At 65.6% G+C, this 24827-nt stretch carries 21 protein-coding genes; 4 read left to right on the forward strand and 17 right to left on the reverse strand.

Annotation, left to right across the window (positions count from 1 at the left end; translation table 11 throughout):
• Nucleotides 1-224: 224 nt before the first annotated feature.
• Nucleotides 225-1625: a magnesium transporter gene (gene mgtE, locus Q0309_RS14965; protein ID WP_299442862.1), complete on the reverse strand. Its 1401-nt coding sequence runs from the start codon at nt 1623-1625 to the stop codon at nt 225-227.
• Nucleotides 1626-1710: 85 nt separating this feature from the next.
• Nucleotides 1711-2514, reverse strand: coding sequence for a histidinol-phosphatase (hisN, locus tag Q0309_RS14970; RefSeq protein WP_299442864.1), 804 nt, complete (start codon nt 2512-2514; stop codon nt 1711-1713).
• 235 nt (nt 2515-2749) lie between these two features.
• Between hisN and Q0309_RS14975 the strand changes: the two genes are divergently transcribed.
• From Q0309_RS14975 to Q0309_RS14985, 3 genes are all read left to right on the forward strand, one after another.
• Nucleotides 2750-4558: a monovalent cation:proton antiporter-2 (CPA2) family protein gene (locus Q0309_RS14975; RefSeq protein ID WP_299442866.1), complete on the forward strand. Its 1809-nt coding sequence runs from the start codon at nt 2750-2752 to the stop codon at nt 4556-4558.
• 89 nt (nt 4559-4647) lie between these two features.
• Nucleotides 4648-5814 (forward strand): EndoU domain-containing protein, encoded by a 1167-nt coding sequence (locus Q0309_RS14980; RefSeq protein ID WP_299442868.1) that lies wholly within the window; start codon nt 4648-4650, stop codon nt 5812-5814.
• Nucleotides 5815-5992: 178 nt separating this feature from the next.
• Nucleotides 5993-8128 carry a PAS domain S-box protein gene (locus tag Q0309_RS14985; protein WP_299442870.1) on the forward strand — a complete coding sequence of 712 codons (2136 nt, stop codon included), beginning with the start codon at nt 5993-5995 and terminating at the stop codon, nt 8126-8128.
• Nucleotides 8129-8257: 129 nt separating this feature from the next.
• On the opposite strand, the gene Q0309_RS14990 is transcribed toward Q0309_RS14985, so the two are convergent.
• The 7 genes from Q0309_RS14990 to mnmC all read right to left on the reverse strand — a co-directional run bounded on the left by Q0309_RS14990 (nt 8258) and on the right by mnmC (nt 14987).
• Nucleotides 8258-8911, reverse strand: coding sequence for a protein-L-isoaspartate(D-aspartate) O-methyltransferase (locus Q0309_RS14990; RefSeq protein ID WP_299442872.1), 654 nt, complete (start codon nt 8909-8911; stop codon nt 8258-8260).
• On the reverse strand, nt 8908-9699 hold the full coding sequence (gene surE, locus Q0309_RS14995) for a 5'/3'-nucleotidase SurE (RefSeq protein ID WP_299442874.1): 792 nt from the start codon (nt 9697-9699) through the stop codon (nt 8908-8910). The genes Q0309_RS14990 and surE overlap by 4 nt, the downstream gene beginning before the upstream one ends.
• Nucleotides 9692-10966, reverse strand: a complete 1275-nt coding sequence (gene serS, locus Q0309_RS15000) for a serine--tRNA ligase (RefSeq protein ID WP_299442876.1) — start codon at nt 10964-10966, stop codon at nt 9692-9694. The genes surE and serS overlap by 8 nt, the downstream gene beginning before the upstream one ends.
• A gap of 203 nt (nt 10967-11169) precedes the next feature.
• Nucleotides 11170-12186: a twin-arginine translocase subunit TatC gene (gene tatC, locus Q0309_RS15005; protein WP_299442878.1), complete on the reverse strand. Its 1017-nt coding sequence runs from the start codon at nt 12184-12186 to the stop codon at nt 11170-11172.
• A gap of 4 nt (nt 12187-12190) precedes the next feature.
• On the reverse strand, nt 12191-12616 hold the full coding sequence (gene tatB, locus Q0309_RS15010) for a Sec-independent protein translocase protein TatB (RefSeq protein WP_299442880.1): 426 nt from the start codon (nt 12614-12616) through the stop codon (nt 12191-12193).
• A 9-nt stretch (nt 12617-12625) separates the two neighbouring features.
• Nucleotides 12626-12853, reverse strand: coding sequence for a twin-arginine translocase TatA/TatE family subunit (locus tag Q0309_RS15015; RefSeq protein ID WP_299442883.1), 228 nt, complete (start codon nt 12851-12853; stop codon nt 12626-12628).
• Between the two features lie 157 nt (nt 12854-13010).
• Complete coding sequence (gene mnmC, locus Q0309_RS15020; RefSeq protein ID WP_299442886.1) at nt 13011-14987, reverse strand: FAD-dependent 5-carboxymethylaminomethyl-2-thiouridine(34) oxidoreductase MnmC; 1977 nt, start codon at nt 14985-14987, stop codon at nt 13011-13013.
• A gap of 238 nt (nt 14988-15225) precedes the next feature.
• Here mnmC and Q0309_RS15025 point away from each other — a divergent pair, with 238 nt between their 5' ends.
• Entirely contained in the window at nt 15226-15954 is a 729-nt protein-coding gene (locus Q0309_RS15025; protein WP_299442889.1) for a 4'-phosphopantetheinyl transferase superfamily protein, read from the forward strand.
• Here the strand turns inward: Q0309_RS15025 and Q0309_RS15030 are convergent, their stop codons facing one another.
• From Q0309_RS15030 to Q0309_RS15065, 8 genes are all read right to left on the reverse strand, one after another.
• Nucleotides 15955-16659 (reverse strand): transglutaminase family protein, encoded by a 705-nt coding sequence (locus Q0309_RS15030; RefSeq protein ID WP_299442892.1) that lies wholly within the window; start codon nt 16657-16659, stop codon nt 15955-15957.
• A gap of 134 nt (nt 16660-16793) precedes the next feature.
• The gene (locus Q0309_RS15035; RefSeq protein ID WP_299442895.1) at nt 16794-18089 is read right to left on the reverse strand and encodes a HAMP domain-containing sensor histidine kinase; all 1296 of its coding nucleotides are present in this window, start codon (nt 18087-18089) and stop codon (nt 16794-16796) included.
• Nucleotides 18090-18104: 15 nt separating this feature from the next.
• Nucleotides 18105-18857, reverse strand: coding sequence for a response regulator transcription factor (locus Q0309_RS15040; protein WP_299442898.1), 753 nt, complete (start codon nt 18855-18857; stop codon nt 18105-18107).
• Between the two features lie 142 nt (nt 18858-18999).
• The gene (locus Q0309_RS15045; RefSeq protein WP_299442901.1) at nt 19000-20517 is read right to left on the reverse strand and encodes a hypothetical protein; all 1518 of its coding nucleotides are present in this window, start codon (nt 20515-20517) and stop codon (nt 19000-19002) included.
• 1 nt (nt 20518) lies between these two features.
• A complete protein-coding gene (locus tag Q0309_RS15050; protein ID WP_299442904.1) occupies nt 20519-21310 on the reverse strand; it encodes an outer membrane lipoprotein-sorting protein in 792 nt (263 codons plus the stop codon).
• Between the two features lie 12 nt (nt 21311-21322).
• A complete protein-coding gene (locus Q0309_RS15055) occupies nt 21323-22702 on the reverse strand; it encodes an FtsX-like permease family protein (protein WP_299442908.1) in 1380 nt (459 codons plus the stop codon).
• On the reverse strand, nt 22699-23493 hold the full coding sequence (locus Q0309_RS15060) for an ABC transporter ATP-binding protein (protein WP_299442911.1): 795 nt from the start codon (nt 23491-23493) through the stop codon (nt 22699-22701). Before Q0309_RS15060 ends, Q0309_RS15055 begins: the two co-directional genes overlap by 4 nt.
• A 133-nt stretch (nt 23494-23626) precedes the next feature.
• Nucleotides 23627-24827: acyl-CoA dehydrogenase family protein (locus Q0309_RS15065; protein ID WP_299442914.1), on the reverse strand; the 1201-nt coding region annotated here is incomplete at its 5' end.

Below are 24827 nucleotides of genomic sequence, written 5' to 3' on the forward strand. Positions count from 1 at the left end.
TGGCAACCTCTCAATCGCATTTTTCCGGCTTTCAGCAGAGTCTGGGTATAAAGAAAATCGTCATCCCGAGCGAGCCCCCGCGACCATCGGGACGATGGTCGCGCTTCTATGATCTCGGCGACGCGAAGCGTCGCCGGGGGCGAGCCGAGGGATCTCCCGCGTCGGCACCGCGCCCGGCGAATGGGGAGGAGCCATTAATTCGCTCGCCCAGTATGACTCGCGGTCTACAGGATGAACAGGGCCGCCAGCCCCAGGAAGGCGAAGAACCCGACCACGTCAGTCACCGTGGTCAGGAACACGCCCGACGAGACGGCCGGGTCGACCTTCAGACGATCCAGCACCAGCGGGATGGCGATGCCGGCCAGGGCGGCGGCGATCATGTTGATCACCATGGCCGCGCCGATGACCACGCCGATCATCACATTGCCAAACCAGACCCAGGAGACGGCCCCGGTCAACACCGCGAACATCAGGCCGTTGATCAGCCCGATCACCAGTTCCTTGCCGACGATGCGCCCGGCGTTGGCGGCGGTCAGTTCCTTGGTGGCCAGCGCGCGCACGGCGATGGTCAGCGTCTGCGTCCCGGCGTTGCCGCCCATCGAGGCGACGATGGGCATCAGCACGGCCAGGGCGACCAACGCCTGCAACGTGCTCTCGAACACGCCGATCACCAGCGAGGCCAGGACGGCCGTTCCCAGGTTGACCAGCAACCAGGTGATGCGCGACTTGACGGTGTCCACCACGTCGGAGAACAGGTCGCCCTCCGACAGGCCGGCCAGACGGAACAGGTCGTCCTCGGCCTCTTCGTCGATGACGTCGACCACGTCGTCGACCGTGATTCGGCCCACTAGGCGTCCGGACGCATCGACCACCGGCGCCGACAACAGGTTCTGTTGGCGGAACAGGAAGGCGACCTCTTCCTGGTCCATGGTGATCGGGATCTCGGCCGCCTTGAGGTCCATGATCTGGCTCAGGCGCACCGGCCGGCGCGTGCGCAGCAGCGACGACAGCCGCACATAGCCCACTGGCCTGTGGCGCGGATCGACGATGAAGATCTGGTAGAACTCGTCCGGCAGGCGGGCGCCGGAGCGCAGGTAGTCGATGGTCTCGCCGACGGTCCAGTAGCTGGGCACGGCCACCAGTTCGCGCTGCATCAAACGGCCGGCGCAGTATTCCGGCAGCGCCAGCGCCTGTTCGATCACCGCCCGCAGTTCGGGCGGCAGCTTGGCCAGGACGGCGTCCCTTTCCTCGTCGTCCTCCAACTGGCCGACCAGATAGACCGCGTCGTCCGACTCCACCTCGCGCAAACAGGCGGCGAAGTCCTCGTAGCCGAGTTCCTCGATCACCTCGGCGCGAACCGCGTCGTCCAGTTCCGGCAGGATTTCGGCGTTGAAGCTCGCCTTGGTCGCCCGGACGAACAGCGCCCGGTCCTCGCTGCCCAGGGTTTCGATCAGGTCGGCGATGTCGGCATAATGCAGCGGCGCGACCATGTCGCGGACCGAGTCCTCGTCCCCCGCTTCGAGCGCCTCGTGCACCTGCGACACGAATTCCGGCAGCAGACCATACGAATCGTCGCTGCGCAGAACCTCGCGGTGGAGTTGCTCGCGGATCGAGGGATCGGGCATGGGCGCAATCCTGGGCCGGGGCGGCGGTCATCCGGTGACCGCGGGGGTGTGGAGCGGTTGATATCGTCGTTGAAGGGGCCGCTGGCTAGCCCCCCTTGAGCGCGGCGAGGGCGGCGGCATGGGTGGCGCTGTCGCCGGCCGCGATGACCCAGCCGGAACTCGTCAGGTTCGCCGGCGCCCCGGACCAGTCGGTCATCCGTCCGCCGGCCCCTTCGACCACCGGCACCAGGGCCATGTAGTCATAGGGCTTGGTCGCCGGGTCGAGGGCGATGTCGATCCAGCCCGAGGCCACCATGCCATAGGCGTAGCAGTCGGCGCAGTAGCGTCGTTCGGCGACCCGGGATGACAGGCCCTCGAAGCCGGGCCGGTCATCGTCGCAGAAGAGATCGGGTGTCGTCGTGTACAGCACCGCGTGGCCGAGGTCGCCGGCGGCCCGCGTCCGGCACGGGGCACCGTTGAACAGGGTGGGCCGGCCGACGCAGCCGATCCAGCGTTCATTCTGCGCCGGGGCGTCCAGGATGCCCAGCACCGGCTGCCCCTTCCAGCTCAGGGCGATCAGGGTGCCCCACAAGGGACTGCCGGTCACGAACGAGCGGGTGCCGTCGATCGGATCGAGCACCCACACGAACTCGCGGTCCAGGCCGCTGGATCCGGCCTCCTCGCCCAGGATTCCGTGATCCGGGCAGAACTCGTCTAGAAGGGACCGCATGGCCGCCTCGGCGGCGCGGTCGGCGATGGTGACCGGCGAGCGATCGCTTTTGATCTCGACCGCCAGTGTCGGCGAGCGGAACCGTTTCAGTGTCTCGGCGCGCGCCGCGTCCGCCAATCGTTCGGCGATGGGCACGAACGCCTGGATGTCCGCCCGCAGGCGGTCGTCGAGGTCTTCCATGTCGGGAATCCCGTCTGTTGCCGGGTCTCGTGCATCCTGGCCCGAATCCGGGCGTTCCGCACAGTGCGGCGAAACGCCGCGCCGATCAAGACGGGGGTTGATGAACGGTTGGCGGCGCGGGGCGCGGGGTTGGCGGCGGGATCCGAACTGGTGCCGGGCCGATGTGATGGGTACTATGGACGTCAAGAATTCCGTGGATCGGCCGATTTCGCGGACACAGGAGAGGGTCCGGCCCGTGAGTCATGTCTCCCTTCTCGATATCCTGGCACTTTTGGCGTGCGCGGTGGTGTTCGTCACGCTGTTCCAGCGCCTTGGCCTCGGCTCGGTGCTGGGCTATCTGGTGGCCGGCCTGATCATCGGTCCCTGGGGACTGGGCCTCATCACCGAGGGCGAGGACCTGCTGCATTTCGCGGAACTGGGCGTGGTCTTCCTGCTGTTCCTGATCGGCATCGAGATGAAGCCGGCGCGTCTGTGGCTGATGCGCAAGGATGTCCTTGGGCTTGGCACCGCGCAGGTGACGGTGACGGGCGCCCTTTTGGCCGGATTGGCGTGGGCGTTCGGGTTGGCGCCGGCGCCGGCGGTGGTCGTCGGGTTCGGCCTGGCCCTCTCGTCGACGGCCATCGGCCTGCAGATCCTGGGGGATCGCGGCGAGTTCGGCCGCCGCCATGGGCGCGCGGCCTTCGGTGTGCTGCTGCTACAGGACCTGGCCGTGGTGCCGCTGTTGGCCCTGGTGTCCCTGTTGTCCGCCGATGTTTCCGCCGGCGGCTGGACGGATGGCGTGGCCCGTGTCGCGCAGGCGGTGCTGGCCATTGGCGCGGTGATTATCGGCGGGCGCTACCTGCTGAGGCGCCTTTACCGGGCTGTTGCGGATGCACGCAATCATGAGGTGTTCGCGGCCTTGAGCCTGTTCATCGTCCTGGGGGTCGCCTACCTGATGCAGGCGGTCGGACTGTCCATGGCGATGGGCGCGTTCCTGGCCGGGCTTCTGCTGGCCGAATCCGAGTTTCGGCACCAGGTGGTGGCGGATGTCGAGCCGTTCCGGGGGTTCCTGCTGGGGCTGTTCTTCATGGCCGTCGGCATGAGCGTGGATCTCGGGGCGGCGATGGCCAACTGGCTACCGGTCTTGATGGTGGTCTTCGGGCTGTTGATCCTGAAAGCCCTGGTGCTGTTCGGGCTGGGGATGCTGTTCAGGATCGGGCGCGACAATTCCCTGCGGGTGGCGGTGCTGTTGTGCCAGGGCGGTGAGTTCGGGTTCGTCATGTTCACCCTGGCCGTGCAAAGCAAGCTGCTGGATCAGGCGACGGCGCAATTCCTGATCCTGGTCATCTCGCTGACCATGGCCCTGACGCCGCTGATGGTGAAGCTGTTGCCGCTTCTGCTGCCGAAGGAGCCCGACCGCCGGACACGGGCGCTGGCGCCGAAGGCGCCGGAAGCCCAGCCGGGGCACAGCGGCCACATCATCATCGCCGGCTACGGCCGCGTCGGCCAGACCGTCGTGCGGATGCTGGAAGCGACCGGAATGCCCTACCGCGCGCTGGACCTCCATGCTCAGCGGGTCGAGCAGGCGCGGCACGCGGGACAGGACGTGTACTACGGCGACGCCAGCCGCGCCGAGGTCCTGCGGGCGGCCGGATTGGAAGAGGCGCGCGCGGTTGTCATTACCCTCGATCAACCTGAGGCCGCCGAGCGGGCGACGGATGCGGTGCGGCGCCTGCGGCCCGGACTGCCGGTGTTCGCCCGCGCGCGGGACCCGGGGCAGGTCGCCGAGTTGACGCGCCACGGCGCGACCGGCAGTGTGGCCGAGGCGCTCGAATCAAGCCTTCAGCTCGGCGCCATGACGCTGCGCCACCTGCAGGCGCGGCGATCGGAAGAGGTGCAGCGCCTCGTGGAGATGCTGCGCGACGAGTGCGCCGCCACCGGCACGAACGTGCCGCCGGCGCAAGATCCCCAGGCCAGGGGCTCGGCCGGCGCGGGGCAGCCCGCGCGACCGGCGCATCCTCCACCGTACCCGCAGGCGTCTCGACAGGGTGCCGGCGCCGGGTGACGGATCCCCACGACATGCCCCAAAGCCGCCACGGTTCTGGGTATGCTGGCCGCGACCCGGACGCCGAACCCCTGCGAGGAGGAGCCATCATGCCCGCTCGGTCCCGAGCCCTTTCCGTCGCCCTGACCGTCGGTGTGTGTGCCGTGGCCGGCGGGCTGGCCGCCCCGCCGGCCGCCGCCGCCGTGGCCATTGAGGCCACCTTCGCGGCTCGTGCCGAGTGTCCGGCCTACCAGAGCTTCAACCAGGGCACCAATCCGGGCGATGTGACGTTGCGCCCGGGCACGGTCTACGGGGCCTTCGAGCTCAATATTCCGGACGGGCCGTGGGTCAGGCTGCGCGTTCCCGGCGCCAATCCGCAAGAGCGGTGGGTGGCCAGGGAGTGCGGTCGCCTGGAGGTGTTCGCCGTCGATGCCGGCGATGCGGCGCCCGAGGCGGCCCCCGAGGCGGCAATTGTCCCCGCGCCGGTCCCGAACGCGGAAACCGGCACGCCAGCGGCCGCGCTGGATGCGGCCGGGTCGGTTCCTGGGCCGGTGCCGCTCGTCGCGGATGAGCCCACCGTCTCGTCGCCGGCGCCGGCCTTCCCGCCGTTCTTCGATTCCGTTGATCAAGGACCCGACGATCCGACACCGCCGATGCCGGTGTTCGGCGAGGTGGACCGGGACATCTTGCGCCTGTGCGGCGACTGGGGCGACGCCGTTCCGGCCAGCGGATTCCGCGCCTTTCTGGAGGCCCGGCCGTCGTTGCGGGACTCGCTGCTGGCCACGTTGCGCGGCGACATGGAGACCCTTGTTAGCGCGTGGTTCCACGAGTCCGGGTTCCGGCACATCTTCTGCGGCGAGCCGGACCAGCGCGAGGACGGCCGCTGGACCCTGGGCGGGTTCCATTACGTGGGCCGCTATGCGCAGGCCCAGATCAACGGGTGGGCCGGACGCATGGAGGGCGGCTGCTCGATCGTTGAGACGGACCCGCCGATCTACACGGAAGGCGTGGTCTTCCGCACGCCCGATGGGGATCAGGGGATCAAGTGCATCAACGGATATGCGCTGGGCCTGTCGGCGTCGGACATCCTGCATGAGGTTACGAAGGCCTACCGGCTGGCGCGTGGACAGTTGGGGCCGGGCACCGACGCCTGTCGGCACCGCGTGCTGGACGACGGGCACGGGTACGAGGCGGTCTTCGTCATGCGCGACGACGCCATCGTCACCTTCTACCCCGATGCCACGCCGGATGAGCGGACGCCGTACTGCGGGGAATAGGCCGCGCGATCCCGGGCCACCGAACGGTGGCGGGGCTCAGTCCTTCGGCGGTCCCGCTCCTCTGGTGCGTATCGTTCTTCTGTTCTGTTTGCGTCTGAGGCCCAGAGCCTTACCTTTGAGTCTGATGGTATGGGCGGACGCGGGGTTGGGTTGGGCTGATGGCGGAATGGGACACGGCATGGGCACGGCGACGACCGACTATGTGGCGAAGATCGAGGACCTGAGCCAGCGCCTGGCCGATCGGGAAGAGCAACTCGGGCAATACGCGAACCAGCACCATGCGCTGGAAACGGCGCTTGAGGATCTGGCGACCCACCAGGAAGAGTTGCGGGCACAGAACGAGGAACTGCGCCACGCCAGAGAGGTCAACGAGTCCCTGATTCAGCGGTATGCCACGCTGTTCGACGGCGCGCCGGTCGGGTACTGCATCATCTCGGAACGGCGCACCATCATCAGCGCCAACGAACGCGCCAGCTGGCTGTTCGAGGCGCGTGGCGCCGAGATCGAAAACAAGCCCCTGCATCTGTTCATCCACCCGGCGTCGCACGCGGCGCTGTCGCGGCACCTGGACAAGGTGCTCGCCAGCGAGGCGGCCACCGACGAAATCACCGTGCTCGGCCGTGAGGGCCGGGAGGTGGTGTGCCTGGCGCAGAGCCACCCGCATCCGGAGGCCGAGGATTCCTCGCCGTCCTGCCTGACCACCTTCATGGACATCTCGCAGCGCAAGCAGACGGAGCGCGCGCTTGCCGACAGCGAGCTGAAGTTCCGCAATATCTTCACCCTGGCGCCGTTCGGCATGATGACCCTGTCCAAGGACGGGCGCCTGATGGAAACCAACGAGGCCGTGCGGCGGATGCTCGGCCTGTCCGCGCATGAACTGCGGGGCATGAGCTACACGGACCTGCTGGCCCCGGACATCACGCCCACCGAGGCCCGGCGCCTGATCGACGGCCAGCCGCGCCCCGGATGGGTGGATGTGTTCGAGCGCGAATTGCGCGGGCGCGACGACCGCCGCCTGATGACCCGCGTGACGTTCGCCGTCATGCCGGCCGGGGACGGTCACGACGTGCAGGGCTTGGTGATCCTTGAGGACATGACGGAACGGCGCGAGCTGGAGACCCGGTTCCAGCATACCGCCAAGCTGACCCTGCTAGGCGAAATGTCGGCCAGTTTGGCGCACGAAATCAGCCAGCCGCTGAACATCATCCGCCTGAAGGCGGAGGGCGCGCTGGAACGTGTGAAACGCCAGGGATTTGATGCCGAGCGGGCCGAACGCGGGTTCGCGGCCATTGAGGAGCAAGTCGTCCGTCTGTTCGAGGTCATTTCCTACATGCAGGGCCTGAGCCGCCGGGATACGGGGGCGGTGCAGCCGTTCAACGTGTCACGGGCGATCACGGCGGCGGTGGGCCTGGTGGACAAGCAGTTCCGTGACGACAACATCTGCCTGGAGGTCGAGGACCGCTTGGGCGACACGGAGGCGATCGGGCGCCAGCATCAGCTCGAGCAGGTCCTGGTGAACATCCTGCGCAATGCCCGCGATGCCCTGCTGTCACCGGAGGGCAGCCGCCTGCGCAACGGCGAGGCGCCCCGGGTCAGGGTTTTGGCGCGCTTGGAGGAGGACGGTGACCGGCTGCGGATCGTCCTCGGCAACAACGGCCCCCGGGTGTCGGAGGACGTGCGGCGGCGCATGTTCGACCCGTTCTTCACCACCAAGTCCGGCGAGCACGGCACCGGCCTGGGGCTGTCGATCAGCCTGGGCTTCATCACCGAGATGGGGGGCACCATCACCGCCGAGAACACCGACGAGGGCCTGGACTTTCACATCCTGTTGCCGCGGGTCCAGCAGACCCACCGGCCGGCGCCGGTCGAGGAGCCGGCCACGGAGGCGCCGCCATCATCGGGTATCGGCGCGCCCGTGTCGGATCCGGTGGCGGGGCAGCGGCCGCACGTGCTGGTGGTCGATGACGAGGAAGAGGCGGCCCGCGAGATCGCCGCGTTCCTGGACGCCATCGGCTATCGCGTCACGGTCGCCCTCAACGGGCAGCAGGCGCTGGAAATCCACGTCACCGACCCGGCGCGCGCGGTCATCACCGACCTGCGGATGCCCGAGCGGGACGGCCACTGGCTGATCGACCGCCTGCGGGCGGGCGACCGACCGGTGTTCATCATCATCATCACCGGCCAGGCCGCCCGCTCAACCCGGGAACTCGAACGCTTGCGCCAGCGGGCCGATGCCCTTTTGCGGAAACCAGCCTCGCTCAAGGACATCGTACGCCACTTGCGGGAGGGCGTGCCACAGGGCACGCCGGTGTGATGCCAGCCGACGAAAAGGCTGACCTTTTCGGAGGCTGGCCGGCACGGTCGCGCCGGCGGACCGACGAACAAAACCAGTTCATTCGTCGGTCGGTATGAGCCGCTCCCGTAAAAATATGTACAACTGCCGCTACTCTTCCGATTCGTTGCGAGGCACGCCGCCCAGCAGCGGCACGAACCGCACGGCCATCAGGCGTTCCGTGTGCAGACGGTGGTTCGAGCGGGTGACCCGCATGACCCATTGCTGATCGGGATCGCCCACCGGCAGCACCATGATGCCGCCGTCGTCCAACTGATCGGTCAGGCTTTCCGGGATCTCGCGGGCCGCCGCCGTCACCATGATGCGCGAGAACGGCGCCTGCTCGGGCCATCCCTTGAAACCGTCGCCGTGGCGCGTGACGATGTTGGTCAGGCTGAGGCGCTTGAACCGCTCCTCGGCCTGGGCCAGCAGGGGGCCGTGCCGCTCCACCGTGTAGACCCGTCGGGCCACCTTCGACAGGACGGCGGCCTGGTATCCCGAACCGGTGCCGATCTCCAGCACCTTGTCACGCGCTCCGACGTCCAGGTACTGCGTCATCAGGCCAACCACCAGGGGCTGGCTGATGGTCTGGCCGCAGTCGATGGGCAGCGCGCGGTTGTCGTAGGCGTGCTCCAGGAACGGATCGGAGACGAACGCTTCGCGCGGCACGGTTTCCAGCGCCGACAGCACGCGCGTATCCGTGACGCCGGTGCGACGCAGGTCCATCAGCAGACGGATCTTGTGGTCGTGCGCGCCCTCGTTCAAAAGACGCTCCTCATGGCATCAAGGGTTGTTCGGTCGGTCAAGTCGATGCAGAGCGGCGTCACGGACACACAGCCCTCGGCGATGGCGTGCAGGTCGGAGCCCTCGCCCTCCAGGCCGCGGACCTGCTCGACGCCGATCCATACATAAGGCCGGCCGCGCGGATCCACCCGTTCGATCATGTTCTCGGAAAACCGGCTGGATCCGATCCGCTTGCCCTGAGGCGTGACCCGGATGCCCTGGACCTTGTCCACGGGACGATCCGGGAAGTTGACGTTGACCAGGACGTTGCGGCTCCATGGGGCGGCGCAGGCGCGGCGGATGACATCCCCGGCCATGGTCTCGGCTGTGTCCCAGGGCCAGGCCTCGGGGTTCGATCCCTGCTGGGACAGGGCCATGGAACGGATGCCGAGCAAGGTGCCTTCCATGGCCACGGCGACGGTGCCCGAGTAGGTGATATCCTCGCCCATGTTGGAGCCGCGATTGAACCCGGAGAGAACCAGATCGGGCCGGCGGTCGGGCAGGAACAGCTTGACGGCCATCAGCACGCAATCCGTGGGCGTGCCGCGCACCGCGACGTGGCGCGGGCCGCGCCAGTCATAACGGATGGGATCGTGCAGGGTGAGCGAGTGGCCGGCGCCGCTCTGCTCGGTCTCCGGCGCCACCACCCACACGTCGTCCGACAGCGTGCGCGCCACACGCTCCAGCGCGGCAATGCCGGGGGCGTCGATGCCGTCGTCGTTGGACACCAGGATGCGGGCCTGCGACAGGTCGGGAATGGGGTCAAACATCGGGCTTCAGGACCTCCTGTCCGCCCATGTAGGGCCGTAGCGCCTCCGGCACCGTAACCGAGCCGTCGGCGGTCTGGTAGTTTTCGAGGACGGCCACCAGGGTGCGGCCCACCGCCAACCCGGAGCCATTCAAGGTGTGGACGGGCAGCGTGCCCTTGCCTTCGCTCGGGCGGAAACGGGCGTCCATGCGGCGCGCCTGAAAGGCCCCAACGTTCGAGCAGGACGAGATCTCGCGGTACCGTCCGGCGCCGGGCAGCCACACCTCGATATCGTGGGTGCGGTGGGCGGCGAACCCCAGGTCGCCGGTACACAGGGCGACGGTGCGGAAGGGAAGGCCGAGGCGCTTCAGCACTTCCTCGGCGCAGGCGGTCTTGCGGTCGAGTTCGGCCCGCGACTGGTCGGGATGGACGATGCTGACCAGTTCGACCTTCTCGAACTGGTGCATCCGGATCATGCCGCGCGTGTCCTTGCCGGCCGCCCCGGCCTCCGACCGGAAGCACTGCGTGAAGGCGGTGTAGCGCAGGGGCAGGGCGGTCTCGTCCAGGATTTGGCCGCCGACCATGTTGGTCAGGGTGACTTCGGCGGTCGGAATCAGCCAGAAGCCGCCGTCCACCTTGAACAGGTCCTCGGCGAACTTGGGCAGCTGGGCGGTGCCGAACAGGGCGTCGTCGCGCACCAGGGCGGGCGTGTTGACCTCGGTGTAACCATGCTCGGACGTGTGCAGATCCAGCATGAACTGCGCCAGCGCCCGTTCCAGGCGGGCCATTGGCCCCTTCAGGATGACGAAGCGGGCGCCCGATTGCCGGGCGGCGGTCTCGAAGTCCATGCCCAGGGGGGCGCCGATGTCGAAATGTTCGCGCGGCTCGAACTCAAACGCGCGCGGCTCGCCCCAGCGCCGGATCTCGACGTTGTGATCCTCGTCCGGGCCGTCGGGCACGTCGGCGTCGGGCGTGTTGGGCAGGGCGGCCAACCGGTCCCGCAGGTCGGTGTCGATGCGGGCGTTCTCGGCCTCGATGTCGGCCATGCGGGCCTTGATGGCGGCCACCTCGTCCATCAGCGCCTGGGCGTCACCGCCCTCCTTCTTGACCTTGCCGATGCTCTTGGAGGCCTCGTTGCGCCGGGCCTGGAGGGCGTTCAGGTCCGCTTGGGAGGTCCGGCGGGTCTCGTCCAGAGCCAGAAGCTCGGCCGACAGCGGCGCCAAGCCCCGGCGGGTCAGGCCCTGGTCGAATGCCTCGGGGTTGTCGCGGATCCACTTGATGTCATGCATCGGTCGTTCCGTTGGGTTTGCATGGTGAGGCGCGCTGTCAGGCGCGACACACCGACAGTCGGGTACGAAACTGGCGTTGTATCGCCGCGTCATTGCGAGCCCCCATCGTCAGATGGGGGCGAAGCAATCCAGGGCTTGGTGTCGTTTCCTGTGCGCTGGATTGCTTCGTCGCTTCGCTCCTCGCAATGACCGTGCGTGTTGCCTCATCGGCCCGTATTGAAGTCCGTATCCGGCGGTCCGTCGTCTTCGTCGTGTGGGTCAATGTCGTCCAGGGTATCGTCCCGGACCGAACGGTCGGCGTCCGAAGCCGTCGCGCCGGCGGCCGGTCCGGTATCGTCCCGGGTCTCGGGCGGGGACGAGCCCTCAGTCGGGTCCATATCCGGCTGCTCGTCGCGGTCGCCCTCGTCCTCGTCGTCGTCGTCGTCGAGCCACGCGTCGTCCTCATCGACGTCGCCGCGCCGGCGTTCGACGTACCGGCACGACCAGATGGACGCCTCGTAGAGCAGGATCAGCGGCAGCGCCAGGCCGACCTGGCTGATGATGTCCGGCGGCGTCACGATCGCCGCCAGCACGAACACCGCGACGATGGCGTACTTGCGCACGCCCGCCAGCGTTTTCGAACTCACGATGCCGACCCGGGCCATCAGGGTCAGGGCCACCGGCATCTGGAAGCAGAACCCGAACGCCAGGATCAGCCGCATGACCAAGCCCAGGTATTCCCCGACCTTGGCCTCCAGTTCGATCGGCAGCACGGTTTCCGCGCCGCTGGTCTGGAACCCCAGCAGGAACCGCCACGCCAGCGGCATGACCAGGTAGTACACCAGCGCCGCGCCGGTCAGGAACAGCACCGGCGAGGCGAACAGGAACGGCAGCAGCGCCTTCTTTTCGTGCTTGTACAGGCCCGGGGCGATGAACAGCCAGACCTGCGTGGCGATCATCGGAAACGTCAGGACGATGGCCCCGAAGGCCGCCACGGCGACGTAGGTGAAGAACGCCTCGGTCAGCGCGGTGTAGATCATGCGCTGACTGCCGCCGACCTCCTGCATGATGGACGCCAGCGGCTGCATCAGGAAGTTGTAGATGTGCTGCGCCAAGCCGTAGCACAGGAAGAACGCCACCACGAACGCCACGGCGGACCACAGCAGGCGGGTGCGCAATTCGGTCAGGTGTTCCACCAGCGACATCTTGTTGTCGTCGGGGTCGTCGCTGTAGGCCGGCACCGGTTCAGTCCTCGTCGGTCGTGCTCTTGGGCGTTTTCTTGCTCGTGTTCACGGGCGCCGCCTGGGGCGTTTCGCTTCGGGGGGACGTGTCGCCGTCCTTCTCCAGCCGCGGTGTCTTGCCCGGCCGGGCGCGTGCGCTGCGTTCGACGTCGTCCAGCTCGCGCGCCACCCGCCCGTCCGGGTCGACCAGCTTGTTGAGCGACTGGCCGACGTTGGTGCGCCGCACCTTGTTGACGCCGTCGCGCACGTCCTCAAGCTCGGCCTCGCGGATGACGTCATCGACGTGGCCCTGGAACTCGCGCGCCAGCGATCGCAGGCGGCGTGACCACTGGCCCATCGTCCGCAGCACCTTGGGCAGGTCCTTCGGGCCGATGATCAACAGGGCCACGACGCCGATGACCGCCAGTTCGGTCCATCCGAAATCGAACATAGGGGGATCCTAGCCGCTGGCGGCTTCGTCCTTCTTGCGTTCGGCGGTGGCGTTTTCGCCTTCGATCCTCTTGGAGTCGCCGCCGGTTCCGGACTCGTCGTCTTCGGCCAGCCCCTTCTTGAACGCCTTGACGCCCTTGGCGACGTCGCCCATCAGGCGGGGGATCTTGCCCGCGCCGAACAGAAGCAGGACAACGAGAAGCACGATGATCCAGTGCCAGATGCTGAAAGTACCCATCCTCAACCATCTCCCAGGGTGATCGCGTCGCGCCGGCGGCGCGGTCCGTCGCTCCGCCGGTTCGGGGCGGGGCGGTGACGGGACGGTAAAATGCACCAAGTGAGGCCCCGGGGAAAGGCCCGCGTTGCGCGTTCGGATCGGTTGTGTGGTTTTCGGGTCAACCTGTTGGGTCGCCTCCGCGCACCAGCGCCCGCGCCGCGAACCGCGCCGGGTGCACGGCGGCGGTCAGATCGGGCGGCAGAGGCAGCGGCGTGCCGGTCACGTGCGCGGCCACCAACTCCGCCATCAGGGGCGCGGTGGACAGGCCGTGCGAGCCCAGACCGCACAGCGTGAACAAGCCGTCGGCGCCCGGCGCCGGAAGGGCGGCGCCGGACACTCGGCCGCGTTTCCGCAAGGTGTCGCCATGCACCTCGGCCAAGACGGCCGCGTCGAACAGCGGTCCGGCCATCGGCAGGTGATCGGGCGTCGTGGCCCGCAGGCCGGCCAACGCGCCGACGGTGGGTTCCTGTGCCAACGCGTCGGCCAGCGCCGGCCATTCGGCGGCCAGGGCGGCGCGGATGCGCGCGTCGTCCCCGTCGCGCGGGACGTAGGCACCTTCCGGTTCCGTCCGCCAAGGCTCATGTGTGGCACCCAGGATGCGCCACCAATGGCCTGTGTCATCCTCCACGGGTGGCGTGCCGTACGCGCCGCTGGAGATCGCCACGCGCGGCGCCGCGTCCGGCCCGCGCGCCTGCAAGATGCTCACCTGACCGCGCGTCGGGCGCAGCGGCAGGCCGGCCGCCGGCCACAGGCGGGCGGTGTCGTTGGCCGTGGCCAGAATGACGATGTCGGCGCGCGCGAGTTCGGCGCCGTCGTGGCCAAGCAGGGTCCACTCGCCTTCGGTGCCGGGCGCCAGGGCCGCAACGGCGGCGGGGGTCACGGGCGTGTTTCCGAGCAAGGCCGGCAGCAGGGCAGGGGGCGACAGGCACCCCCCAAGCGGATGCCACACAGCCGTTTCGCCGGGCGGCGTGGTGCCGACACGGTCGCGGGCGTCCTCGGCCGTCAGCAGGGCGAGCCGGTCCTCCGGCCAGCCCATGCGGGCGATCACCGCGCGCCGCCATGCGTCGTCGCGCCGGCCTCGATCCGCCGCCAGCAGGCCGCGCGGACCGCGCCAGGGGTCGGTGCCGTCCGCCGCCAAACGGTCATACAGGGCCACGGCGGCTAGCGACGCCGCCGCGTGCACGCGGGCGGCGGGCGAATTCTCTTTTTCCAGGCGTGGGTCCAGCAGCCCCAGGAGCGCGGGGGGCAGGGCATCCCGGGGATGGCCGCGCGCGTCGAGGACCGACACGTCGTCCGCCCCCCGTCGGCGCAGCGCCGCCACCACCGCACAGCCGGCGATGCCGGCGCCGACGACCGCGATTCGCCGCGCGGGGCGGGCGGCTGCCGGCGCGCCCCGAACCGTGGCGCGCAGGCACTCCCGCTTGCCGGCGAATCCCGGTGCGCGCTCGACCGTGGCGCCGACGGCCTCCAGACCGCGCCGCACCGGGCTGGCGGCGGTGTAGGTGGCCAGCCGCGCGCCCGGGCGGCCGAGGCGCGCCACCTGGGCCAGGACGTCCGGGCTCCACATGGCCGGGTTGCGGGCCGGGGCAAAGCCGTCCAGCGCCCAGGCGTCGACCGGCCCGGTCAACGCCGGCAGCGCCTGCGAGGCCTCGCCGAACGCCAGGGTCAGGGTGACCCGCGCGTCCAGGGCACGCACGTGCAGGCCGGGGATGGCCGGCGGCCAGGCGTCCAGCAGGCGGTCCGCGAGGTCAGACAGCGCGGGGAACCGGGCCAGGGCGCGGGCGGCCTCGTCCCGCGTCATCGGCCAGCCCTCGACGGACAGCCAGTGCAGGCGGGCATCCGGCGGCGCCGTGCGGCGCCACAGGTCCCAGGTCACCAGCAGGTTGAGACCGGTGCCGAACCCGGTCTCGCCCATGACGAAGGGGCCGGGCCGCCGCCAGATCTCGGGCGCGCCGATGCCGTCGAGAATGACGTGGCGCACCTCCGCGACGGCGTCGGCCGGGGCGGCGTACAGATCGCCGAAGTCCAGGCTTTCGGGGGCGCCGTCCGGCCCCCAGGCGAGGCGGGGACGGTCAATGGTCCAGGGCTCGGTCATCGGCCGTGCCCTTCGCCCGGATAGGGCCGTCGTGTCAAGGTCGGCAGTGGGCTCCGGACCCATGGCTGCGACGCCAAGCCAGGGAAGGTGACCATCTAGAGAAGATCGTCAACACTCTGAATCACCTCGTGTTTCAGATTGATTACGTGAATCTGCCTCCCTTGAAGAGCGTCGTTCCGTTCGCTCATACTGTGCCCGCGATTTTCTGTCCACGCGCGCGGACGACATGGACTGCCCTATGACGTCTGGATCGGTCAAGGTCTGGTGGCTGGAAACAGGGCCGCTACCCGAACCCAGACATACGGGGCTATGGGAGAATCTTGGTCATGATGAAACAAGGAAGGCGAGCGCCTTTCTGTTCGAGGCTGGGCGCCGTGATTATATTTATGCGCATACTTTAAAGCGGTTCGCGCTCTCAATCTGTTTTGGTGCCCCATTTCACCGCTGGCAGTTCAAGGCCGGGTCTTCTGGAAAACCCCATGTTTCTGCCCCCCAACTCCCCGGCTCCATCGACTTCAACCTCACACATACGAAAGGGTTCGTCGCCGTTGCCGTCTCCGTCTCAGGCGCGGTCGGCATTGATGCGGAAACGCGGAAGCGCCCACTGTTGCAGGACGACCTCGTCGCGCGGTTCTGCACGCCATCGGAATTGGAGCATTTGGCCTGTCTGGCCACCGACCAGGCTGCCCACCACGAGATGGTGTTGCGTCTGTGGACACGAAAGGAGGCGTTTGCAAAGGCGATGGGGCTTGGGCTCGCCCTCCCCTTCACATCGCTGGACGCCTTGCGACCGGACGCCACGTTGGCGGCGTCCTGCCCGTTGACACACAGCGTGCGCGAAGGGTGGGTCACGGATTTGGAGGTCCCGGCACCGTTTCTTCTTGCGGTCGCCAAGCGTGGGCCGGAAACCGCGCCACGCATCCATGTCCATACGCCGAGCTTCGATGAACTCCTCTCTGTCCTCTGATCAGGAAAGGGAGCCCTGGTCCGAATGGCATGGTTCCCGTTCGCGTTGCGTGTCGGCCACCAGGGATCCGGAGCGGAACCGGTTCCGCGTCTGGAACAAATTCGGGTGGGCCTCGCGCAACCCCTCCACCACCCATTCGTAGGGGAAATCGTCGAACTCGCCGTGGTTGCGGATGAATTCCATGTATTTCCGCCCCTCCTCATCGAAGGGATGGTGGAGACTGTCGGTGGTGCCGTCGAAGTCCAACGGAGTCATGCCGTAGAGCTGGCACAGCTTTTTGTTGAAGATCGGCGTGGCTTTGACCCACTTGCCATCGAGCCACAGTGACGCAAGGCAATGAAAATGGAACACGTCGCCGCCGACGAACTGGCGCAGCCGCTCGGATGTCAAGTGATTGCGCACGTCCGTCAGGACAAGGCGACAGGGCACCCCAAGGGACCGCACGACCGCCGCAAAGACGATCGACTTATGGGTGCACAGGCCGCTTCCTCGTTTGATGATGGAACTCGCCCGCATCCCCTCCTCGGAAAGGTCGGCCCCGTAAATCTCGTAGAGGATTTCATCGCGGACGGCGTGATAAAGCCGGACGACCTTGTCACGAAGCGGCAGATCGACGTCTGGTATGACACGCGCCACGAACTGGCGCACTGCCGGGCTGTCGTAGTCCATGAATTGCGTCGGCCGAATGGATGCCTCGGTCACCATGTCCTTCTCCTCGTACGCCTACTGATGCCCTGATGAAGACCTTGACGACGGCAATGGGTATCACCCTCATTTAACCCTGTTGAATACAGGCAAACGATCCGCCGCCATCAACTTCAACTCTACCTCTGTTTGGTCTATTGTTTGGAGACAAATGCTTCGCGCAATGTGACCGTGACAGTGGTTCCTTCGTCCACTTTGCTTTCCACGATCAACTGCCCGCCGTGGCTCTTGCTGATCGTGTCGCACAGATATAGCCCCAGGCCGTATCCCCCCGATTTGCGTTGACGGGATTCATCCAGGCGCCAGAAGGGCTCGGTCATGTACGGGATCTGGGATTCCGGAATCCCCGTGCCCTGATCCGACACCGAGAGGACCAGGGTGTCGGGCTCCCTCTCCTGTTGCGCCACGGTCACCGTGATCGGGCGTTCACGACCATACCGTATGGCATTGGAAATCAGGTTCTTCATCAACAAGGAGATGCTGAAAGCGTCAGCGTGGAAGGTCTCTTCGTCCGTTTTAACGACAAGGTCCAGATCACTGTACTGCTGCCGGAATTCATCGACGATTTCCTGAAAGAATGAATGCACAGGGACGGGCGAGCGCTTGATGGTTCCTTCCTGAGACTGCAGCCGCTCCGTCTGGAGGATGGTCTCAAGGATTTCCTCAAGCGCGTTGATGTCGCGGGAAATCGCCTCGTGGATCTCCGGTTCGGAGATCATGTCCTTGCGCACCTTCAAGCGGGCGAGTGGCGTGCGGACCTCGTGCGGGATGGCGAGAAGCATGTGGCGGCGTGCGGCGTTCACGTGCTCCAGCCGCTCGAGCATACCGTTGAAGCTGTTGGCGAGGTCGCGGAATTCGCCGTAGGTCTTGTTGATGGGCACCCGGTACGACAGGTTGCCATTGTCCACGTTCTGAACGGCCCGCCGGAAGACCGAAAAGGGCTTGGTCAGGTGGCGAATGGAAAGGATGTTCAGGACGAGCACGGTCAATACGGTGACGACGACCACGCTCACCAGGACCCAGGCCTGGCTGGACAGGGACCGACCGAACCGGGGCAGCACGACCAGGGTGTCACCGTCGATGACCGCGGCCATATAGCGGCCGTCGTGAAAGATGATGGGGATTCCATCCGGATCCTGGCGCACGCCTTGCAGCAATTCGTCAAAAGGAATGTCCGACTGGGTCGTCGGCAGGGCGGCCAGGGGGAAAAACTCGAACGTCAGACCGTTGACCTTGACCCGGCCCTGTTGGTCGGACGGGAAGGTGTCGACAACGTACTGGAACAATGTCTTGGACAAATACCGCCTGGGATGTTCGTCGGCGACTCTTTGCAAGGCAGAAATGGAAACGAGAGCAACCACGATGGTTGAGGCCAACGTGTTCAACAGCAACAGCGTGAACACGGAATATGAAGCAAAGTTGCGAAACACGTTGGACTCCTGAGGTTAATCCACACCGGGCCTTTGGTCGGGCGGCGGTGCGAGGATTCGCATTCCGATCAGGCTGTAGCCCCGGCCCCGCACAGTGCGGATGAAATCCGCCTCGGTATTGATATGGCGGAGCTTTTGGCGCAGCCGGTAAACGATGGCATCGATACTACGCGTACAAATACGGTTTATGCCCTGGAGCGCGTAGATTAGGTCGTCGCGGCTGAAGGCCTGGCCCGAATTCTTGGCGAGCACAAGGAGCAGCTCGTACTCCATCGAGGTCAGGGTGACCGGGGTCTGGCCGACGTAGGCGCGGGCTTTGACGGGGTCGATGGTCAGAAAGGCGTTGTCGAGCTGGAACGAGATGTGTTCCTCACTCTCCGGTGCCTTTGCGGCCTGGGTTGCGGCTCGTTCCTGGAACCGCCGGCGGACGGCATGAATGCGCGCCACCAGTTCTCGGGGCTCGAAGGGCTTGGTCACGTAGTCGTCCGCCCCTGTCTCCAAGCCAACCACCAAGTCCGTCAGGTCCGCGCGCGCGGTCAACATGATGATCGGAACATCGTGATGGGGTTCTTTCGACATGCGAATCTGCCGGCACAACTCGAACCCGTTGATATCCGGCAGCATGATATCGAGCATCAGCAGATCATATGACTGCTCTCTGAGGCGCTGCAGACCGTCTTCGGGTGTGTAGGAGGCCTCCACGTCGATGCTGTAGGTCTTGAACACAGGCATCATGGCGCGCGCCAGTTCGTTGTCGTCATCGATCATCAAAACTTTCATTGCCTATCTCCATTCCGAATGGCGACCGGCCCGCCGCGCGTCGCTTTCACACCGTGGTCAAGACCGAACCACAAAACGTTATATCGTGTGTCAAACAACATAGAGGTGCGCAGCGTCGACCATCACACAGTTAGAATGAATAGGAAACGGAAAGCTTGCAACCGCTGTTGTTCGAGAGACTCCCAAACACGCTTCGCTCAGGGCCTGCGGCGGCGAACACGGACAGCGAGATCTGCCCGTTGGTGAACACCTCCGCGTCCAGAGACACCTCGGACAACACGCTCGCATCCACGGGGGAGACGAACGTGATGGCACTCAGGTTCACGTCGTCGACGATGTCGTTGTAGGTCAGGCGGACGAAGACCTGGTGCTGGCTCAGGGGCTCCTGGCGCGTCGAGGCCAAAGCGCGAATTGACCACAATGCGCCCGGCGCGGCGGCGCCGGACACCCCGGCATCGAACCAGGCATCCAACTCTTCTCCGGACAGGCCGGCCTGATTGTAGTGGTATTCAGCGGTCAGGCTGATGTCCTCCGTCCCCACCCAGTCCGTCGGCGGGGACCAGGTGAGACCCAAGGCCACCTGATTCAGGAATGCTCGCTGCCCCGTGGCACCAAGGTTGCTGGCCACGGCCTTGGGCAGCGCGCCCGACCGATTGCTTTCATCGACGATCGAATGACGCCACTGGCCAAACCATTCGGCGAAAAGCACCAGCGACTCGGAAACGACGCCGCTCACCTCGGCGCCCACGCCGGGTTGGTCTTCCTCGTAAAACAGGTTGATGGTGGACGAGATGTTTTCCCAGCCGACAGGCGTTAGTTTGAGGTAGCCGGCGTCGGTGCTGTTGGTGCGATCGAACCCCTGGCCGATGACATCGGCATCGGTCAGCCATGTCCCGCTGGATGTGTCCAGGCCCGGCCGCCAGCCGGCAATCAGAACCAAGTCGTCGGTATGCAAGGCGGCTTGCGCCACCAGGACGCCCAAGCGGTCCTCGCGGCGGTCGACCACATCGAAGCTGTCGGCGACCACCAAGCTATCATTCTTGAACCAGTCGGTTGGATTGAATCCGGTGGCCACGCCGTTGCGCACGTTGATCCGACCGGCCTCCACGGTCAGCCAGTCGGTTAGCCGGTAATCCACGGCAAGTTCCTGAATGTCCAGATGGCTGTTGCGGTCGATGGCGTAGTCGCTGTTGTCGGCCATCGAGGTGCGCAAGCGCAGGTTGGCCAGGACCCCCAGCCGATCCGTCACAGAAGGGTGACCGCTCATCCGCAGGTCGAACCTTTGGGTCCAGTCGGGTTCGGCGCGCGAGGTCGGGACAACGGGGTTTCGGTAGGCGTTCAGGGCCAGAGACCCACCGACCGACAGCCTGAACGGGATCAACGCGCGCAGGGATGGCTGGTGTGCCACCGTTCCCGCGCCCTGCCGCGTCTCTCCGTCGGGTTCGCCGGACGTCCCGACGCCGGGAACATCGGGCACCACGTCCAGTGCGTTGGGTGAGCCTTCCAGGACAGGAGGGCCTTCCAGCACGGGCGGCATGTCGGTCGCCCCCGACTGCGCCATCGTCGTCGGGGGGGCGACGCCCATGGTGGCGCATATCACCACGGGCGCCGCGACGAACCGCCGAAGGATTAGGGGGAGGAACGTCATGTCACGGTGTCCGGAAGCGGGGTAGCCAGCTGTTGGAGAACCAGGACAGGGGCAGGTCCTCGGGCCGATAGTTGGACATCCGCATGACGGTCACCTGAGACGGATCGAAGCCGTCGGCGATGACCACCTCGGTGGGGCGTGTCTCGCCCAGGACAGGTTTCCATCCCCGGTACCAGGCCACTTTCAAAAGGCGCCCACTGCGTGAAAAGAATTGACCCTTCAGGGGCCGAGAATTGTTCCGGTCGACCCACAGCAGGATTTCCTGGTAGGGGGTGATATCGCTTTGGGAGACCAGACGCAGCCGGTAAGCGGGCCGCGTCTGACGATCCCCGTCGACCACGTCCTCCTCCCCCTCCAGCGAGACCGTGTAGTCCAGGGCAAAGTTCGCGGTGATGACGTCGCCGTTCGACGCGTTGCCCAACAATCGCTGGCGCGGGGACATGCGCACACTGGCCTTGGACGCGGGATCGTAGAACCACAGGATGTTGCCATCGCGAAGCAGCAGTTTTCCCTCATCCCGGACCGGTTCGTTGATGTGGACCAAGGTCAGGAACTGGCCATCCCTGTTGTCCTTGCGGGAGAAGGTGGTCACGCGGGTGCTGTCGGTCTGCCGGCCGTCCTCGTAGGCGATCAGGTCGACGTCGACGGCGAAGGCCATCTGCGGGTTGCGAATGACGTCGGCGGCCTCGAGGATGCCTTCGGCCGTGGCGGCGTGAGCTGCGGTGAGCAGGCTGGGCGCGGTCACCAAAATCATCAACGCCAGAGCAAACCGCTTGAACGAGGTGGTGGTCATGGCCTGCCTCCCCTAGGCGTAGTGCAGCGCGCGGACGATCGGAATGCGGATCGCCTTGGTCGCGGGCAAGATTGAAGACAGGACGGTCACGAGGGTCAGGAAACCGACCGTACCGGCCACGAGGAGCAGGTTCTCGGCCACCATCAGTTCAAGGGTAAGCGGCGCGGCGTTGCTCGGCGGCGTCCATTGCATTCCCGCGCTGTTGAACTGGGTCGAGACCACGATGCCCAGCGCCATAGCCGTCAGGGCTCCCACCAAGCCCAAGAGGAAGCTCTCGGCCATGAACTGGCGAAACACGTCGAATCGTTTGAAGCCCAGGGCTCGAACCGTCCCCACCTCGTTGACACGCTCCATCACATTCATGGTCACGGTGTTGATGATCGTGAACACGATGACGACGGCCAGGACCAGGGAAACCACGACGAAAATGAAGGAGAACATGGCGAAGACGCGGTTGAAGGTGGGATCAACCTCGTTGAAGGCCAGCACTTCCATGTCGAGCCCTTCGGCCTCGAGCGCCTCAGCGATCATGCCCTTGGTCTCGGAAAGGGTTGTCGGATCTTTTAGCTGGACCACCACCAGGGTTGCGCGGGGCTCGTTCCCGTAGAGAAGGCGCCTGGCCTGGTCGAACGTGAGCATGATCAGTGCGTTGTCCACCGCGCGGATGGCCTGAGTCTGGGCGGCATTGACGAAGACGCTGACGATGTTCGGGGCGCCGCCGGAGCTGGCGGCCAGCAGGTCCAGGCGCGGGCGACCGTCCTTCTCCTGGGCGGTGCCGGGCAGTTCGGCGGACACCAGGTCGGAGAAGTCCTCGTCAATGGGGCCATCCGGTGCGTCCGCAGTCGGTGGATCCTGGCATTGGGCCAGGTTCAATTCGTCGCACAAGCCGATCATACGGGCCATGCCGACGCCGATGATCGCCCCTTCCGGATCGTCATCGACGAGAGGGACGGGGGCCAGTTGCGTGCCCTGAGCCCAGTAGTCCCAGGTCCGCATGGCGTTGTAGTCCGAGGGAACGACTCCCTTGCCAATGAAGGCCTTGCTGCTGTTGCCCTCCGGGTTTCCGGCGATGCCGCCCATCTGAATCTGTGGCGTGATCACCGCCACGTCTTCGCGAATGGCGGGCACGGACAGGATGGCGTCGATCACGGCCGGGTAATCGTCCATGGTGTAGGCGTCTGGGTCGGCGGCCCCGTAGTCCTGGTACCCGCGCTTGAAAATCTGGATGTGGCCCTGTTCCTGAACGATCGAGGTTTGCAGGCCATACCAGATCGACGTCACGAAGCCGCCGAACAGAAGGATGGCCATGCCGCTCACGCCGATCGCCAAGATGGTCATCAGGGAGCGGCGCCCATTGCGCAGGAGGTTGCGGATCGCAATCGACCAGATCATGACAGTCTCTCCATGTGCGTGATCTGTCCGTCCACGATGTGAACAAGGCTGCCAGGCCCGGTCACAAGGTCGACATCGTGGGTGCAGAAGACAAACGTGGTCTTCAGCTCTTCCTGCATACTGCGCATCAGGTCCACGATTTCGCGGGTGGTCCTGCTATCCAGGTTGGCGGTCGGTTCGTCGGCGACGACAAGGGATGGCTCGCCAACCAGCGCCCGGGCGACGGCCACGCGTTGGCGCTGGCCGCCCGACAGTTCGCCGGGACGGCGCTTGAGTAGTTCGCCCAAACCCACCTTTTCCAGATAGGCCGAGGCCCGGTCTCGTCGCTCCGCGCGGGTCAGGTCGCGCCGCAGGAGAACGTATTCAACGTTCTCAACGGCGTTCAAGACGGGGATCAAGTTGAAGTTCTGGAAGATGTAGCCGATGTGCTGCATTCGGAAGTCAGCGGCCGCACTGTCGGACAACGTTCTGACTGGCGTATCGAGAATAGTGATGTCGCCAGCATCGGGACGGTCGATCACCCCCAAAAGGTTGAGGAAGGTCGTCTTGCCGCTGCCCGACGGACCGAAGATGTAGCTGGTGCATCCGCGCGGAATACGGCCGGAAACGTCGCGGAGGGCCTGGAACTTCACGCGCCCCGTCTTGTAGGACTTGGACACGCCGGAGAATTCCGCAACATGATCCGTCGTCCCACGGGTCTGGGGCGCGGCGGACTTCATGGAAGGGTTGATTGTTCCTCGGCAGTCGTCGCCGCGCCGAGGTTTTTCTTCAGTTAGAACGGATGTTGTCATGGCGGTGATCCAGTCCAATGTTTCAACATGAGCCGATTAGCACTAGAACACTCTTTCAGGTATTGTTGTGTTCCATCTGATTATGATTTGTTATTTTTCGTGCCCAGAGTTTGTGCAACTCTCGCACTAGAAATCAAAGCCCGACCATCTTGGCGATCCTGTTTCTGTGGATTTCCGATGTTCCAGAATAAATCGTGCCCGCGGCAGCATTTCGTAGCTCTTTTTCTAAGCCATATTCTGTCATATACCCGTTGCCCCCAAATATTTGTATGGCATTCATCGCGGACTCCACATTCTTTTCACTCGCGATAAGTTTGGCAATCGCGATGTCAGTCGTCACGTTCTTGTTGGCGAGAAATTTTTCTGCGGTCCGGTAAAGCCAGCACCGAGTGGTTTCCAGGCCGACTTTCATGTCCGCGATCTTGTGGGCGATCGACTGGAATTCACCGATGGGTTTGTTGAACTGTTGGCGGGTACGGGCATACTCGATGCACTGTTCCAATCGGTGACGCATTTCTCCGACAGTTATGATGAAAGAGCACAGGACTTCCCACTTCATGACATAGTCGAGAATGGAAAACCCCAGCGAGGGCTTGCCGACAATGTTCGTCGCAGGCACCCGGCAGTCATCGAAGAACAACGGACACAGCGGCGAATTGCGCAGTCCCATGGTGTCGAAGGGTTGCCCCATCGTCAGGCCAGGTGTGTCCCGATCGACAACGAAGGCGGTGACGCCCAGGCTGCCCATCCTGGGATTGGTTTTGGCGTAGACCACAAAGTGGCTGGCCACCGGGCCATTGCTCACGAAGGTCTTGTTTCCATTGAGGACGTAGGCCTCGCCATCGGCGACCGCCGTCGTGCGCATGTTCATGGCATCGGAGCCGCTGCCCGGCTCGGTGATGGCGTGCGCACCGATGGCTGATCCGTCGCAAATGCCTGGCAGATAACGCTCCTTCAGGGACTGCGACCCATAGACCTGGATGGGAATGCCGAGGCTGACGATATGGGTGGATATGGAAAAATTGAGCCCCGCGTTCCGGCACCCGTATCCGAGCGCTTCGAGCACACCCATCAGCGTCATAAGGTCCTTGCCCATGCCGCCCCATGCCTCGTCGAAGGGCAGGCCGAGAAGCCCCGATTGGCGAACCATCTCCCACTTGTCCCAGGCGAAACCGCCCTTCCGGTCCAATTCGATGTGGTCGGCGCTCAGGTCCGCGTGCCAGCGGCTGATCGCGTCCTGCAGTTCCTGTTGCTCTTCGGTCCAGTCAATCATTGCGGTGCGGAACGTGTCAACGACTTTGAGACAGTCGGATTGGGAGATTAAGCTCTGTTGC

Source organism: uncultured Rhodospira sp., assembly GCF_937138205.1.
In the GTDB taxonomy this organism is placed as follows: Bacteria; Pseudomonadota; Alphaproteobacteria; order Rhodospirillales; family Rhodospirillaceae; genus Rhodospira.